This is a genomic window from Frankia alni ACN14a (assembly GCF_000058485.1).
In the GTDB taxonomy this organism is placed as follows: domain Bacteria; phylum Actinomycetota; class Actinomycetes; order Frankiales; family Frankiaceae; genus Frankia; species Frankia alni.
In genome coordinates this window covers 3,009,014-3,023,132 of record NC_008278.1, presented here as the reverse complement: position 1 = coordinate 3,023,132, position 14,119 = coordinate 3,009,014, and the positions used below count along the sequence as shown (strand labels likewise).

General features: G+C 71.1%; 16 protein-coding genes. 10 read left to right on the top strand and 6 right to left on the bottom strand.

Translation table 11 applies throughout. From position 1 onward, the window contains the following. Nucleotides 1-22 precede the first annotated feature (22 nt). The gene (locus FRAAL_RS12200) at nucleotides 23-985 is read right to left on the bottom strand and encodes an LLM class F420-dependent oxidoreductase (RefSeq protein ID WP_041939225.1); all 963 of its coding nucleotides are present in this window, start codon (nucleotides 983-985) and stop codon (nucleotides 23-25) included. A 135-nt stretch (nucleotides 986-1,120) separates the two neighbouring features. Next, nucleotides 1,121-1,699 carry a peptide deformylase gene (def, locus tag FRAAL_RS12195; RefSeq protein ID WP_041939224.1) on the bottom strand — a complete coding sequence of 193 codons (579 nt, stop codon included), beginning with the start codon at nucleotides 1,697-1,699 and terminating at the stop codon, nucleotides 1,121-1,123. 192 nt (nucleotides 1,700-1,891) lie between these two features. Between def and FRAAL_RS12190 the strand changes: the two genes are divergently transcribed. The 5 genes from FRAAL_RS12190 to FRAAL_RS12170 all read left to right on the top strand — a co-directional run bounded on the left by FRAAL_RS12190 (nucleotide 1,892) and on the right by FRAAL_RS12170 (nucleotide 5,917). Beyond that, on the top strand, nucleotides 1,892-2,434 hold the full coding sequence (locus FRAAL_RS12190; protein WP_231861616.1) for a Fur family transcriptional regulator: 543 nt from the start codon (nucleotides 1,892-1,894) through the stop codon (nucleotides 2,432-2,434). A 121-nt stretch (nucleotides 2,435-2,555) separates the two neighbouring features. Next, nucleotides 2,556-3,626: a tRNA (adenosine(37)-N6)-threonylcarbamoyltransferase complex transferase subunit TsaD gene (gene tsaD / locus FRAAL_RS12185; protein WP_011603949.1), complete on the top strand. Its 1,071-nt coding sequence runs from the start codon at nucleotides 2,556-2,558 to the stop codon at nucleotides 3,624-3,626. A gap of 59 nt (nucleotides 3,627-3,685) precedes the next feature. Next, nucleotides 3,686-4,399 carry an urease accessory protein UreG gene (gene ureG, locus FRAAL_RS12180; protein WP_041939223.1) on the top strand — a complete coding sequence of 238 codons (714 nt, stop codon included), beginning with the start codon at nucleotides 3,686-3,688 and terminating at the stop codon, nucleotides 4,397-4,399. Nucleotides 4,400-4,507: 108 nt separating this feature from the next. Next, nucleotides 4,508-5,224, top strand: a complete 717-nt coding sequence (locus FRAAL_RS12175) for a DUF2889 domain-containing protein (RefSeq protein ID WP_041939222.1) — start codon at nucleotides 4,508-4,510, stop codon at nucleotides 5,222-5,224. 261 nt (nucleotides 5,225-5,485) lie between these two features. Continuing rightward, the gene (locus FRAAL_RS12170; RefSeq protein ID WP_041939221.1) at nucleotides 5,486-5,917 is read left to right on the top strand and encodes a peptidoglycan-binding domain-containing protein; all 432 of its coding nucleotides are present in this window, start codon (nucleotides 5,486-5,488) and stop codon (nucleotides 5,915-5,917) included. 284 nt (nucleotides 5,918-6,201) lie between these two features. On the opposite strand, the gene FRAAL_RS12165 is transcribed toward FRAAL_RS12170, so the two are convergent. After that, nucleotides 6,202-6,837 carry a TetR/AcrR family transcriptional regulator gene (locus tag FRAAL_RS12165; protein WP_011603945.1) on the bottom strand — a complete coding sequence of 212 codons (636 nt, stop codon included), beginning with the start codon at nucleotides 6,835-6,837 and terminating at the stop codon, nucleotides 6,202-6,204. 122 nt (nucleotides 6,838-6,959) lie between these two features. Between FRAAL_RS12165 and FRAAL_RS12160 the strand changes: the two genes are divergently transcribed. Then, on the top strand, nucleotides 6,960-8,108 hold the full coding sequence (locus tag FRAAL_RS12160; RefSeq protein WP_011603944.1) for an acyl-CoA dehydrogenase family protein: 1,149 nt from the start codon (nucleotides 6,960-6,962) through the stop codon (nucleotides 8,106-8,108). 134 nt (nucleotides 8,109-8,242) lie between these two features. Here FRAAL_RS12160 and FRAAL_RS12155 read toward each other — a convergent pair whose 3' ends face one another. Continuing rightward, entirely contained in the window at nucleotides 8,243-9,553 is a 1,311-nt protein-coding gene (locus FRAAL_RS12155) for a tyrosine-type recombinase/integrase (RefSeq protein ID WP_041939220.1), read from the bottom strand. A 531-nt stretch (nucleotides 9,554-10,084) separates the two neighbouring features. Between FRAAL_RS12155 and FRAAL_RS33540 the strand changes: the two genes are divergently transcribed. After that, nucleotides 10,085-10,279, top strand: a complete 195-nt coding sequence (locus FRAAL_RS33540; RefSeq protein WP_055748448.1) for a hypothetical protein — start codon at nucleotides 10,085-10,087, stop codon at nucleotides 10,277-10,279. Nucleotides 10,280-10,352: 73 nt separating this feature from the next. On the opposite strand, the gene FRAAL_RS32980 is transcribed toward FRAAL_RS33540, so the two are convergent. Together FRAAL_RS32980 and FRAAL_RS32975 are read right to left on the bottom strand one after the other, a co-directional pair. Then, the gene (locus FRAAL_RS32980; protein ID WP_011603940.1) at nucleotides 10,353-10,730 is read right to left on the bottom strand and encodes a hypothetical protein; all 378 of its coding nucleotides are present in this window, start codon (nucleotides 10,728-10,730) and stop codon (nucleotides 10,353-10,355) included. Nucleotides 10,731-10,829: 99 nt separating this feature from the next. Beyond that, the gene (locus FRAAL_RS32975; RefSeq protein ID WP_011603939.1) at nucleotides 10,830-11,414 is read right to left on the bottom strand and encodes a hypothetical protein; all 585 of its coding nucleotides are present in this window, start codon (nucleotides 11,412-11,414) and stop codon (nucleotides 10,830-10,832) included. A gap of 180 nt (nucleotides 11,415-11,594) precedes the next feature. Here FRAAL_RS32975 and FRAAL_RS12145 point away from each other — a divergent pair, with 180 nt between their 5' ends. The 3 genes from FRAAL_RS12145 to FRAAL_RS32390 are packed head-to-tail and all read left to right on the top strand — an operon-like array spanning nucleotide 11,595 to nucleotide 14,091. Next, nucleotides 11,595-11,873, top strand: coding sequence for a helix-turn-helix transcriptional regulator (locus FRAAL_RS12145; protein ID WP_083866775.1), 279 nt, complete (start codon nucleotides 11,595-11,597; stop codon nucleotides 11,871-11,873). Between the two features lie 56 nt (nucleotides 11,874-11,929). Then, on the top strand, nucleotides 11,930-13,144 hold the full coding sequence (locus FRAAL_RS12140) for a helix-hairpin-helix domain-containing protein (protein WP_011603937.1): 1,215 nt from the start codon (nucleotides 11,930-11,932) through the stop codon (nucleotides 13,142-13,144). Continuing rightward, on the top strand, nucleotides 13,141-14,091 hold the full coding sequence (locus FRAAL_RS32390) for a recombination directionality factor (protein ID WP_011603936.1): 951 nt from the start codon (nucleotides 13,141-13,143) through the stop codon (nucleotides 14,089-14,091). Before FRAAL_RS12140 ends, FRAAL_RS32390 begins: the two co-directional genes overlap by 4 nt. Nucleotides 14,092-14,119: the final 28 nt, after the last annotated feature.

The following is a 14,119-nucleotide window of genomic DNA, read 5'->3' as shown; positions in this document are numbered from 1 at the left end:
GCGGCGCCGCCCGCCGGGCGGGTCAGGTTCCCGCGAGCCGCGCGACGACGGGTGCCAGCGCGGTGAGCGAGTCGAGGGCGACGCCGATGGTGCTGATCCCGAACCGCTCCCGGCGTTCGACGAGGTCGTCGACGATCTGGTCGACCGAGCCGCACAGCGCGTGCGGGGTGGCGTACGCCTGCTCGGTGGTCAGCCCGAAGCCGGCGGCGAGCTGATCGACGATCTCACCGCGGTTGTCGGTGACGATCGCCAGGTGGATGCGCACCTGCAGGGTGAGCTCGTCCCACCGGGCGCCGGCGGCCTCGCGGATCCAGCCGATCTTCTCCTCGGTGGCGGCCGTCGTCGCGTTCGGGCCGAGGGAGGCGTCGATGACCCCGCCGGCCATGTTCATGTTCAGCCCGATGATGTCGGCCTCCCGCGCGGCCAGGGACAGCAGCCGCCGCCCGCCACCGCCGATGACGATCGGCGGGTGGGGGCGCTGCACCGGCTTCGGCGTGCCGCTGAGCCCCGCGACCTGGTAGTGCGCGCCGTGGAAGGTCAGCGGACCGTCGGCGAACATGCCCTTGATGACCGCGAGGGACTCGGCGAGACGGCTGATCCGCACCCCCGGCGGGTCCAGCGGCAGGCCGGCGCGCTCATAGTCCGAGGTCATCCACCCGGCGCCGAGGCCGAGTTCGAACCGGCCCCCGGACAGCGCGTCGAGGGTGGCCGCCTCCTTCGCGAGGACGACCGGATGCCGGTAGTCGTTGCTGAACACCATCGCGCCGATGCGCAACGTGGTTGTGGCGTCCGCCGCCGCCATCAGCGCCGCGATCGGGGCGACCTGCTCGTCGAGGTGGTCGGAGACGGTCAGCGTCGTGTACCCCAGATCCTCGACCTGCCGGGCGAGATTCGCCCACGACCGGGCGTCGACCTGCTCGGGTGAGGAACACTGGATGTTGAACCGGAACGGCCGTTTGTACGGCCCGCCAGAGATCTCCGTCACCGCTGCCACTCCTCACTCCACCGATCCGGCCCCCGCCGACATCATCACGCCCTCACCGGCCACCCGCGTCACCGGCCACACATGTCAGAGGGCCACACACGTCAGGCGGCCGTACATGTCAGGCGGCCGCACACGTCACTGGTCCGCGCGGCGCAGGGCGCGCAGCTCCTCGCCGGCCGCGCGCACCTGCTCCGGGCTCGGCGGCGGCTCGCGCAACGCCTGCACGGCCGCGCGGCGCTCCTCACCGGTCAGCCGGTCGAGGTACAGGGTGCCGTCGAGATGGTCGACCTCGTGCTGGAAGCAGCGGGCCAGCAGGCCCTCGCCGGCGTACTCCACGGCCGCGCCCGTGACGTCCACTCCGCGAACGCTCGCCCGCAGCGCCCGCGTCGTCGAGAAGTGCAGGCCCGGCACGGACAGACAGCCCTCCTGGCCCTCCTGCTGCTCGCCGTCGGCGGCCAGCTCCAGCACCGGATTGACCACGACGCGGGGCACGCGGGGCACCGTGACGTCACGCGGGTCGTAGCCGACGTCGAACACGAACACCCGCAGGCCGACGCCGATCTGCGGGGCGGCCAACCCCACGCCGGGCGCGTCGTACATGGTGTCGATCATGTCGTGGACGAGCCGCGCCAGGGCGGCGTCGAACGTCGTCACGAGGGCCGTCGGGGTGCGCAGCACGGGGTCACCGACGGTCCGGATGGGGAGCACGGCCATGGCGGACACTGTGTCACAAGCCGGCCCACCACCGGGAGCCCGCCGCCGGACGCCGGTCAGACGTCGGTCACCTGCCCGCAACAATGGCCGCCGGGCCGCGGGGCGACCGGATCTGGAACGGGCGGGGATGATCGGTACAGTCTGCGGGTCATCGCCCGGGAGCACCGCCAGCCGGCCGATCGTTGTCCGGAGGTGGACGTCGTGGAGGACCGCCGGCCCGTCGGAGCCGCTGCGGCGACGGCCGCCGCCGGTCACGATGCGCTCCCCGGGCGGCGGGACGATCTCGCCGCGGCCGGGATCGCCGAGCTGCGCGCGCTCGGCGAGCGGGTCACCCCGGCCCGCCGGGCGGTGCTGCGTGTCCTCGCCGGAACCAGCGAACACCTCTCCGTCGACGACGTCCTCACCCGCGCCGACGAGATCGTCCCGGGGTTGCACCGCACCACCGTCTACCGGGCGCTGGAGACCCTCGGCGAGCTCGGCCTGGTCACCCACGTCCATCCCGACCACGGGCCCGCCGTCTACCACCTCGCCTCGTCGCTGACCGGCAGCGGCCACCTGCACGTGCGCTGCCGCCGCTGCGGCCAGATCAGCGATGTGCCCGCCGACCTGCTCGACGGCGTCGCCGATCGGCTCGCCCGTCAGATCGGGTTCCGGCTCCAACCCGACCATGCCGCGCTGACCGGCCTGTGCCGGCCCTGCGCCGCCGCGGCCGATCCGCCGGACCACCCACGCTGACCTGGGCCGACTCGCGATCCCGGGGCCGGCGTAGGCTCACCCGAGGGCGTAGTTCGTCCCTCGTAGGAGACAGCGCTGGTAGGGACGGTGGCGGTCCGCCGTCCGAGGGAGGCCACGAACGATGCCGGTGCAGCCCAGCCCGGTGGTGATGGGCATCGAGACGTCCTGTGACGAGACCGGGGTCGCGCTCGTCCGCGACGGCGTCCTGCTCGGCGACGCGCTGTCGACGAGCATGGACCAGCACGCCCGCTACGGCGGCGTGGTGCCGGAGATCGCGGCGCGGGCCCACGTGCAGGCGCTGGTCCCGTGCGTGCGCGCGGCGCTGGCGTCGGCCGGGCTGACCGCGGCCGACATCGGTGCCGTCGCGGTCACCGCGGGCCCCGGCCTCGCCACGGCGCTGCACGTCGGGGTGTCCGCGGCGAAGGCCTACGCCACCGCCCTCGACGTGCCGTTTTATGGGGTGCACCACCTCGCCGGCCATCTCGCCGCGGATCTCGTCGACGGCGAGCCGTTGCCCGACCCGCTCATCGCACTGATCGTCTCCGGCGGGCACACGTCGCTGCTGCGCGTCGGTGACCTGGCCCGGGATCCGATCGTCCACCTCGGCGACACCCTCGACGACGCCGCCGGCGAATGCTTCGACAAGGTCGCCCGGGTGCTCGGCCTGCCCTACCCGGGCGGTCCGGCGGTCGACCGCGAGGCGGTCGGCAACGACCCGGCGGCGCTGGCGTTCCCCCGCCCCCTGACCGGCCGCACCGACTCGCCGTACACCTTCTCCTTCTCCGGGCTGAAGACCGCCGTCGCCCGCTGGGTGGAGGCGCACCCCGACTCCACCGTCCCCGCCGGGGACGTGATCGCGTCGTTCCAGGAGGCGGTGGTCGACGTGCTCACCGCCAAGGCGATCCGCGCCTGCCGCGACCACGAGATCGGCGACCTGCTCATCGTCGGCGGGGTCGCGGCGAACAGCCGGCTGCGGGCCCTGGCGGCGCAGCGGTGCGAGGCGGCCGGCCTGCGGCTGCGGATCCCGGCCCGCAAGCGCTGCACCGACAACGGGGTGATGATCGCCGCCCTCGGGGACCTGCTGGTCCGCTCGGGGGCCGCCCCGTCCCGCCCGGACCTCGCGGCGATGCCCGGCGCCTTCCTCGACCAGGCCCAGCTCGGCGTGGTACAGCCGACGCAGCGCGCCGCCTGAAGCCACGCCCACCGCCCCGCCCCGCCACACGCACGCACGCACCCGGGAGACCTTCGACGATGCATCTCGGTCATGACGAACTGCAGCCCCCGCACGCGCACGGCGGTGGCGGCGGGCCGGTGCCGCTCGGGCGGGCGCCGCGCATCGGCGTCGGCGGCCCGGTGGGCAGCGGCAAGACCGCGCTCGTCGCCGCGCTGTGCCGCTCGCTGGCGCCGAGCCTGCGTCTCGGCGTCGTCACCAACGACATCTACACGACCGAGGACGCCGACTTCCTGCGCCGCGCCGGGGTGTTGGACCCACAGCGCATCCGTGCGGTGGAGACGGGCTGCTGCCCGCACACGGCGATCCGCGACGACATCACCGCCAACCTGGACACGGTCGAGGATCTGGAGGCCGACACCGGCCCCCTCGACCTCGTCCTCGTCGAGTCCGGCGGCGACAACCTCACCGCCACGTTCAGTTACGGACTGATCGACCGGCAGATCTTCGTCGTCGACGTGGCCGGCGGCGACAAGGTGCCGCGCAAGGGCGGTCCCGGGGTCACCCTCAGCGACCTGCTGGTCATCAACAAGACGGACCTCGCGCCTCTCGTCGGCGCGGATCTCGGCGTCATGGCCCGCGACGCGGCGGCGGCCCGCGGCCCCCGCCCGGTGCTGTTCACGTCGCTGACCGCCGACCCCACGGCCGGCGACGTGACAGCCTGGGTGCGGGCCCAGCTCGCCGACCTGTCCCCGCACGGCCCCCGCGGCGCCACCCCGGCCGCCGCCGGGTAGGCCGCGAAGGACCGGCGGGCCGCGGTCACCGTGAGCGGGCTCCGGTCCGACCGCCGGACCAGCCCGGGGCCGCCCGCCGGCCGCCGGGCGAGCACGAGGGGAGTCGCGATGCCAGCAGCCGTGCCGCCGGTGCACCGCAGGACGATCGAGATCGAGGTCCACCAGGCCGACGACCTGCTGATCGCCCGGGCGAGGCTGCGCGACACCCGGCCCTGGCATCCGGACCCGGCCCGGGTGCTGCTGCACGACATGCAGCTCGCCCTGCACGTGCGGGCGGCGGACCTGACGATCGTCGCCGTCGAGTCGGGGATGAACGCCTTCCCGCACACCGAGTGCCCGCTGATCAGGCCGAGCTTCGACCGCCTCGTCGGGCTGTCGGTGCGCCGCGGGTTCACCCGCGCGCTGCGGGAGACCGTGTCCGGCGTCCACGGCTGCTCCCATCTGCACGAGCTTGCCCGCGCCGCCGGCCCCGCCATCATCCAGGCGACGCTGAGCGCCTCCGACGCCCGCCGCCGCGGTCTCACCCCCGGCGCCGAGCCCCCGGACGCGCCCGCATCGACGGAAGCCCAAACGGCGGACACCCAGACGGCGGACGCGCAGACGACGGACGCGCAGACGACGGTTGCCCAACCGCCGGAGGCACAGACGGCGGATCGGGCCGGGGGCTCGGGTCCTGTGGTGAGCGGACGGCAGGCCGCGGCCCTCACCGGGACCTGCCATATCTGGGCGCCCGACGGCATCGCCACGCGGAAACTCGCCGCCGGCTGGCGCCCGGGCTTCGACCCCTATCCCGCTCCGCCGCTGACCGCCTACGAACCCACCTGAACCGCCCCACCCCACGGCCTCAGCCGGGCGTCTTCAGCCGGCCGGCGGCTCCAGCCGGCCGGCGAGAAATCGTTGCCGAGCGAACGACAATGTTGCTCCATTCCGCGCGTCCGGAACGGCCGCGAGAAAGGAGAAGTACGGACTAATTCCCGCGTGTCGCGAGCACGACGAAATGCGGCGGAAATCGGGTTTCGAGCGCAGTCTCGTAAGTGTTCCAAACCCCCCATCCGCCTGCACTCACGCGATACGGGAGACCTCCTCATGGCACTTTCCTGGCCCCTTCAGAAGTCCGGTGACGCCGGACTCACCGTGCAGCTCGTGCAGTACCTTCTCGGCGCGCACGACCTGCGCGTCCCGGTTGACGGCGCCTACGGCCCGCGGACCGTGACCGCCGTGCGCGAATTCCAGACCCGGCACGGGCTGACGCCCGACGGGCAGGTCGGCCAGCGCACCTGGCCGGTGCTGATCGTGCCGGTGCGCTCCGGTTCGCGCGGCCAGGCCGTCCACGCCGTGCAGGACGCCTCCCACACGCTCGACCCCCACTACCAGCCGAAGCTGGCGCTCGACGGCGAGTTCGGGCCGCGCACCGCCGCCTGGGTGCGGCACTACCAGGGGGCGGTCCACGCTCTCGTCGACGGCGAGGTCGGCCCCACCACCTGGAACCACCTGGCCAAGGGGGACCGGGCGAGCTGACCGCGCCCGCCCACCCGCAACCCGGAGCCCGGAGCCCGGAGCCGACCGGATCCTCCCCCGCGACCGCGGTCCGCGGGCGGGGGCCGGTCGGCCTGGCGTCCGAAGGCAGACCGGGTCCCCGGCACCGCGCCCCGCGAATAGCGTGCGCGGAAACGGAGCCGCGTGTGTTGCCTGCTCCGTGTGGATAAATCGGACGCCGAACCGTACAGAAGAACCACGGTCGCGGCTCTCCCACACACCCGCCCCGAACCCCGGGCGCCGGGCGCCGGCGCCGGGCGGAGCTGCTATCCGGCTGTCGCGTCGCCGTCGCGGCGGGCCAGGCCGTGCAGCAGCAGGCCGGCGAGCTGGGCGTAGGCGTCGGCGTCGGCGAGGCCCGTCTGGCGTTCGATGGTGCCCTGCTGGATACCGACCATCGCGAGCGTGGCGACCTGTCCGACGAACCGCGCGTCGACCTCCCGGAAGACGCCGACGGCCACTCCCTCGGCGACCAGGGTGCGCAGTTTCGCCGCGGCGATGCTGGTGTTGCGCTCGTAGATGGCGCGGGCGGGCGGGAACGCGGCGAGGTCGGCGCGGAAGGCCGCGGAGGCGGGGCGCAGCTCGGCGGCGACCCCGTCGAGGTAGCGACGCAGCCGGTCGGCCGGGTCGGGCGCGCTGCGCAGGCTGTCGTCGATCCGCTCGGCGGCGCTGCGGAAGAAGTGCACGACGACGGCGACCGCGAGCTGCTCCTTGCTGTGGGCGAGGGTGTAGAGCGTCGACTTCGAGCAGCGCAGCCGGCCGGCGAGGTCCGCGAGGGTGAACCGGGCGAACCCCTCCGCCAGGAAGATCTCGACGAGGGCGTCGAACAGGTCCGACTGACGACTGGTCCTCGGTCCGCCGGCCGCCGCGGCCGACCAGGTGTCGACGTCCCAGTTCACCGTCATGATCGATCAATCTACCTCAGCTCTGAACAGTACCCGGGTACCCCGTGCGGTACTGTAGGCTCCGTCGCACGGCACGCGTCGGCGACGCCCCGGTTCCTCGGTGACATCCCTGGAGGCACGCCATGCCGGCCGACCGCCTACTTCCCTCCCCCGAGGCCGGCGAGCTGATCGATCTCGTCCGCACCATCGGCGAGAAGGAGATCGAGCCCCGCGTCGTCGACGACGAGGCGAAGGCCCGTTTCCCCCGCGAGGTCTTCGCGATCCTGGGCGAGGCCGGCCTGCTCGCGCTGCCCTACCCGGAGGAGTTCGGCGGCGGCGGCCAGCCCTACGAGGTCTACCTACAGGCCCTGGAGGAGATCGCCTACCGCTCGGCGTCGGTCGCCGTCGGGGTGAGCGTGCACAGCCTGAGCTGCTTCCCGCTGGCCTACCACGGCACCGACGACCAGCGCGCCGCCCTGCTGCCCCGGCTGCTGTCGGGCACGCTCCTCGGCGCCTACTGCCTGTCCGAGCCGCACGCCGGCTCCGACCCGGCCGCGATGACGACGGCCGCCCGCCCCGACCCCGACGGCGGCTACCGGCTGTCCGGGACGAAGGCCTGGGTGACGCACGGCGGCGCCGCCGACTTCTACACCGTGTTCGCCCGTACGTCGGAGGACCGCTCCGGCGGCATCTCCTGCTTCCTCGTCGACGCCGGCACCGCCGGCATGGACGTCCACCCGCCCGAGCGCAAGATGGGCCTGACCGCCTCGCCCACGACCCAGATCGGCTTCGACGCCGCGCCCGTGCCCGCCGACCGCCTGATCGGCACGGAGGGCAACGGCCTGCGGATCGCCCTGGCGGCCCTGGACGCCGGCCGGCTCGGCATCGCCGCCGCCGCGGTCGGCCTGGCGCAGCGCGCCCTCGACGACGCGGTCGCCTACGCCAAGGAGCGCCAGGCGTTCGGCAAGGCGATCATCGACCACCAGGGCCTCGGCTTCCTGCTCGCCGACATGGCCGCCGCCGTCGAGTCGGCCCGGGCGACGACCCTGGCCGCGGCGCGCCGCCGCGACGCCGGCCTGCCCGCCGGCAAGGCCGCGAGCATCGCCAAGCTCGTCGCCACCGACGCCGTCATGAAGGTCACCGAGGACGCCGTCCAGGTCTTCGGTGGCGCCGGCTACACCAAGGACTACCCCGTCGAGCGCTACATGCGCGAAGCCAAAATTATGCAAATCTTCGAAGGAACCAACCAGATCCAGCGCCTGGTGATCAGCCGCCACCTCGCCCGAGGCTGATCACAGCAGGCACTCGATACCGCCACCTGGACAAACATGCCGGTCTGGCTCCCGAGACACGCCGACGCGCAACATGGAGGGGCTCTGCAGAAGCCAGGCCCCTGCCGGGCCTGGGCGTCCGCTGGGCGTGATCGTCACCGGCGCGACGTTCGGAGCGTGGACATCTGCGCGACCGCCGGCGCCGAGTTCTCCGTCGGCGACCACACAGAGTGAAGCGCGTTGAGGACACGATCATCTGATCGTGGCCAGAGGTGGACATAGGTCTGCATCGTGATGGTGGGTGTGGCGTGCCCGAGCGCTTTTTGTACATCGGGCACGTTGGCTCCTCCAGCGATAAGGGAGCTGGCGAACAGGTGGCGAAGATCATGATATTTATGATCTACCGCCAGGTAGTCGGCCGCGATATCCGCCTCCGGTTCGCCGGCGGCCCGCAGGTTCTCGATCGCCTTGCGGTAGGTGAGCTGCCATTGGTCGGACCATATTCCGCCGCTCATTAGGCGATCGCCATCCTTGTGATGATGCACGAAGATAGGGCGGACGATCTCAGGTTTTCCTTGCGCTTCGCGGCCCCTTTCTCGGAACACCACGACTTCCATGGGCGCCGGCGGAAAGGTTGATAGGTGCCAGTCACAAAGATCCACAAGTTGGTTCGATATCGGTAGTGTTCTGTCGCTGGGTTTGCTCTTGGTTGGGGCGAGAGCAGGTGGAGATCCAAGACGATCACGTCGCTGCCGCTCGACCCGCAATCTCCGGTGTAGAAGATCGACCCGATCCGCAGTGAGCCCCAAGGCTTCGCCCTGCCGGGTGCCGGCCCAAACGCCCAGGCCGACCATGAGGCGTACCGGTTCGGGGGCCGCGTCGACAAGCGCCTGTGCGGCCAGTACGGGCATCGGCATGGCTATGGCTGCCATGACCAGGCCGCCACGCTTGATCGTGCTGCAGGGCGATACAGGTATGAGCTTGTCGGCGACGGCCTGCGCGAGGATCGATTTGAAAACGATATAGAGGTGGGTGATTGAGGACGGCATGTACTGCTTGGCCAGTTCAGTCAGCCATTCACGGATCGCCGGGGTGGTGATCTGGGCCAGGCTGAGGTCCCCCCACCGCGGGAGAATGACCCGCCGCAGCCGGTATGCGTAGGCGGTCATCGACCCGGGCGAAAGATCGTCCCGACTTGCCAGCCAGTTGTCCGCGGCAGTCTTGTAGAGAGTTTTCGGCCCTGCGGGATCCACCCACATGCCACGGGCAAGATCGACGATGTTGTGCTTCTCGAAGTCTTTCGCCTCTCCCTGGAGTGCGAACGACTTGCTGCGACGCTGGCCTCTCGGATCGAGGTAGGGGACGCGCCAACGCTTGCCGTGGCCATACCGTTCAGTCTTGACCTTCGTCCTCTTGCCGGTGCCAGGCTCCACCTCGATCTTGTACCAGCGGTCCTCGATCGTCATCGGTCCCCCGCCGACGTGCCAACCTCCATCAGGGCCTGGTGCGCAAAGATCCATGCGTCCGTGTGGTCCGCGAAGGAGCTGCTACGGCGTTGGCCGCTGGGATCCCGGCGGACGACACGCCAACGCAGCCCCTGGCCGTGGCGCCCACTTTTGATCTTTCGCGTGCCACCAGCCGGATCGCTACTGGTCGTCGACCACCGGTCCTCGATCGTGACCCGTCCGCCGAGGACGGATCGACGGTCGCGGCGATCTCCGCCGGGCGGTACGGAATCGGCTTCGACGTGCCGCGCGCGCCCGGTGTCGCGGGGAGCGGGGCACTGCGGCGGGGTGTCCGGTGATGGGAGTGGGCTGATGAAGAGGGGTCGCATGGTCCGTCCCTGAGGTTATGGATGACGACCCTCTACCCCACTACCGCCCTCCCCTGGGAACATCTACCCCTATGACGGGTTACGGGGTGGATGGATAGGGCGGGTGAGGCGCATGCAGGGTGAGGTAGGGGTCGCTACCCCTCAAACGGTACAACCCAGGGCGTTGCTCTACATCGAGGACGTTGGGGCACAATTGGGCAAGAGCCCCGATGCGATGCATCAGTGGCTTCACCGGTGGCGGCAGGGGTTGACCAGCGCGGAACCGCCGCCGATGGTCAAGATCGATGGCAGGCGCCTCGCGTGCACCCCGGAGTCGTTCGCGGCGTGGATCCGGCGGAAGGCGGCTGAGGCCGCCTGACGCCGGCCATGGGGTAGCGGTCCGCTCACCTCCGCTCCCGCGGGAGGGGGTGAGCGAGGCTGCCGCCTCTCGCTTACGTCGTGGGCGGCGCAGTGATGGTGACCGCGGCGCGCGCACCGGAGCGGTGGAGGCCGTCCGCGGCGTCCGGTAGCAGCCGTGCCGGGTTTGTGGCCGTCAGTGCCAGGTGGGCCGCGGTGATGACGGCGAGCAGTATCACCACCAAGGGCCTGCCCAGGCATCTCATGGGCAGGCGTAGTCGGTGGGCTGGTGGGCGCCCAGGTTGGCTGGGCAGGCCGGCTGTGCAGGTGGAGCGCAGCAGATCCTCCAGGTACGCGGCGAACGCTGGTGTGACAACTTCCCCCTCGCGGAGGATCACCACGCGCTGGCCGGCCGGGCTGACCGCGGCGACTCCGGGTGCCGGCAGCTTCGGAGACGACGTTACGTAGACCATGTGGTCCCCCCAACGTTGTGGATGACCACGTTTCTAGCTGCCAAGCATTGATCCTGTAATGCGGATGGTTGTTCAGTGCCCGGATGTTGTTACACGTTGTTACTTGACGGTGACTGTCGCTAGGACGGCTGTCACAGCCGCCTGGATGAGCTCGCCGAGACGCTCCGGGTCCCCGCCGACCAGGCCATCGGGCACCAGGACCTTGATTCCGTCCGGCCCGTCGATCTGCACGAATCTCGTGGGACCGGAGTGTCGGGGGCGCGATTCCGTAGGGGAAAACCCTGGCCGTCTCGTTACCGTCGGCAACTCTCCCCCAACGTCCAAGTTAACTGCGGGTACCTCATCGGGAACGGTAGGAGACGAAGCGGGGGGTGGCGCCGCCACCGCCTGCCTACCCCGAGGGCGGTTCGCAGCGATGCCGTCGGCCAAGCGATCGTGCCAGGGGTCGCCCAGTGCGGCAACGATCTCCTGCCGCCGCCCGAGGCCCGGCATCTGCGCGCCCTTGATCCATGCGGAAATCCGCTGCTGACCGACTGGATGGCCGGGAAGACGCTCCTTCAGCGCGCGCGACATCGCCGAGGCGTTGCCGTCGTACCGCTCATCTCGGACCTTCTGCATATAGCGGGACCACTCGTACAGTGGCTGCCCCTGACCGTCCTTACCACCGGTGACCTCGTCCTTCATAGCGGCAGGCTACCGGAATAAACCGTGTAACTCCGTCAGGTGGCCGAGGGTTGTGGATCTGCCTGGCTACATGCGCGGGGGTTGCCTGGCGGGCCACCAGGCGGCTAGTTACCCAACTACCCCCTACCCCAATAAACGGTGTAACCTACCCCTAGTCGAAAGGGGTAGGGGTGAAGGTAGATGCAGCGCACTGTGGAGGGGCAGCGATCAGCGGGCCGGCCCGGCCGGCCGCGCATGTCCACGCAGCCGGGTCCGTACGCACAGGCAAACGACAGCGAAACGCTGAGCACCAGGCGTGCGGCGCTGGGCTACTCCCAGGCGGGGGTGGCCGAACTGCTGGGGGTGACCCAGCAGCACTACGGCCATCTGGAGGCCGGCACCCGGCGGCTGACCGAGGAGCACCGGACAGCCTTGATCAGTCACGGGCTGCTTGATCGGCAGAGGTCTACCGGTCTTTAGGGGTGGGGTTGGTGCCCGGCATGGCACCAACCCCACAGAACAACAAGGGGTGATAGATGGACAGTAACACGGACAACTCCGGTGCACGAACGGTGACAGCCGAACCGCCGCCACCCTTGGTCTTCGGCCACCCCGTGGAGAGGGTGAACGGCACCTACACCGACCCGGCCACAGGCCGGACCTATCTGGCCGTCACCGAGGTGCTGGGGGTGATCGGAGCGGGCTTCGCGGTGAAGCGGTGGATCGCCTCCACCGTGGCCCGCTGCGCGACCGACCACGCCGAGCAGATCGAGGACATGCTCCACCCCGCTGGCCGGGCCGTGCCCGCCGCCTACATGCAGTTCCTGGCCGACTATGTGCTGATCCAGCAGTTGCCGGCTCGCCGGCGAGTGCAGGCGATCGACCGCGCGGTGACGGTGCTTGCCGCAGTGATCGCCGCTGGGGAACGGCAGCGTGCCACGGTCGACGAGCAGGCCCGTGACCGTGTGGTGGCCATGTTGGCTGCGGAGCCCGATCGGCAGCGCGACGCGGCGGCCGAGCGGGGAAAGGCCGTGCACCGTGCCGCCCAGGCCATCGTCCTGGAGCGGGGCCGCGTCGACGTCGAGGAGAACGCCGCCGGCTACGTGGATGCCTTCAACGCCTTCTGGGCCGAGTGGGCACCGGTGGCCGTCTTCGCCGAAGCAGTGGTTGCGGACCCGGAGGCCGGGTGGGCGGGGACCGCGGACCTGATGATCTGGCATCCGGTCTACGGGCTGATCCTGGTCGACATCAAGACCGGAAACAGTCTGTGGCCCGATCACGCCGTGCAGCTGACGGTCTACGAGTCGGCGCGGGAAATCTGGCTGGACCACCTTGGCAGCAAGATCCCCATGCCGCGGGTCGACACGCTGGCGCTGCTCCACCTGCGGGGAGACCGCAGCTACGACATGCGGCTGGTCCCGCGCGACCCCGCGCACCTGACGGAGTTCGCCCGCCGGATGCAGTCGTACCGGTGGGACCGCCAGCACACCGCGAAGGCCATCGGAGGGCGGCTCCACCCCGAGGGACACATCTACCTGACGGAGATCCCCCGTATTCGGAAGGCGGTGGTCGCCGCCCTGCTTGCCGAAGGGGTGGCGACGGTGACGGAGCTCGCGATGAAGGGGCGGCACTGGCTGGAGGCCTCCGACATCACCGGGATCGGGAAGGTCACCTTGGAGAAGTTGGAGCAGCACATGAGCGTGGCCGAGCGGGAACGGTGGAACGCCCCGGCAGCGGAGGCCGCAGCGTGACCAGGGACATCACTGAGACCTTCCGTCTGCAACAGGCATACCGCCGGGCCGGCGCCATCCACGTCGGGGAAGCGATCCCCGAGGACGGGCATGCGCGGGCGGTCCCGCTGGAGACACTGCGGTTCTCGACGCAGTCACGCCAGATCGCGCAGACGGTGGCCGCCACGTTGGGGCTGCGGCCCGGGGCGTCGCTCGAGCGATGGACCCCGCTCGGTGCGCGCAGCCCCCGGTGGCGGGTGGACACCGCGGCGCGCTGGGTCCCGGTCGTGCTACCCCCGGGGGAAGCCATCACCCAGATCTGGCAGCTGTGGCGACGCGGGCATCCCGTGCGGTCCTGCGATGGGGTGACCCAGAGCTCGGGATCGACCTGTGCCTGCCCGGACGACGAGGCGGTCCGCCAGGTTGGCGCCCACCAGCCCCGCCCAACGGCCTGTGCCCTCTACAGCCGGGTGACGGTGCTGGTGGAGGGTCTACCTGGCTCATGGATGCTGACCTGCACCGGCCGGTACGGGGCCCGGCATCTGGCCACGGTGGCGTGGCGCATCCGCCACACGGCCGTGCAAGGAGGGCACACCCCGGCCGTGCTGGCCGTGGAGCTGACGACGGTGGAGCTGGGCCAGGAAGAGGCTGCGGTTATCGCGGTCCCCCGCTTGGAACTGGCCGAGGACCGGCCTTTGCCCCCTGGAGTCGAGGCGGCGGCACGGCAGCGGCGGGCGGTGGTGGCTGGCTCGGCCGAAGCGACCGGCCGGCGGTGGGCCTCGGCGCAGGAGTGCGCCGAGGCGATCTGTGCCGCCCGAGGGTGGGGGCAGGCCCGGCTCGCGGTGGATCATGCCCGGCGTGCCGGGTGGATGAACAGCCTGGTCACTCCCGCCGGAGGTGGGCCACCCGTTTCCCTCCAGGAACTGGCAGCCGACCGGCTACGCACGTTCGCCCCTGCTCGCCGGTAGCGCACCGACGACCCTCGACACCACTACC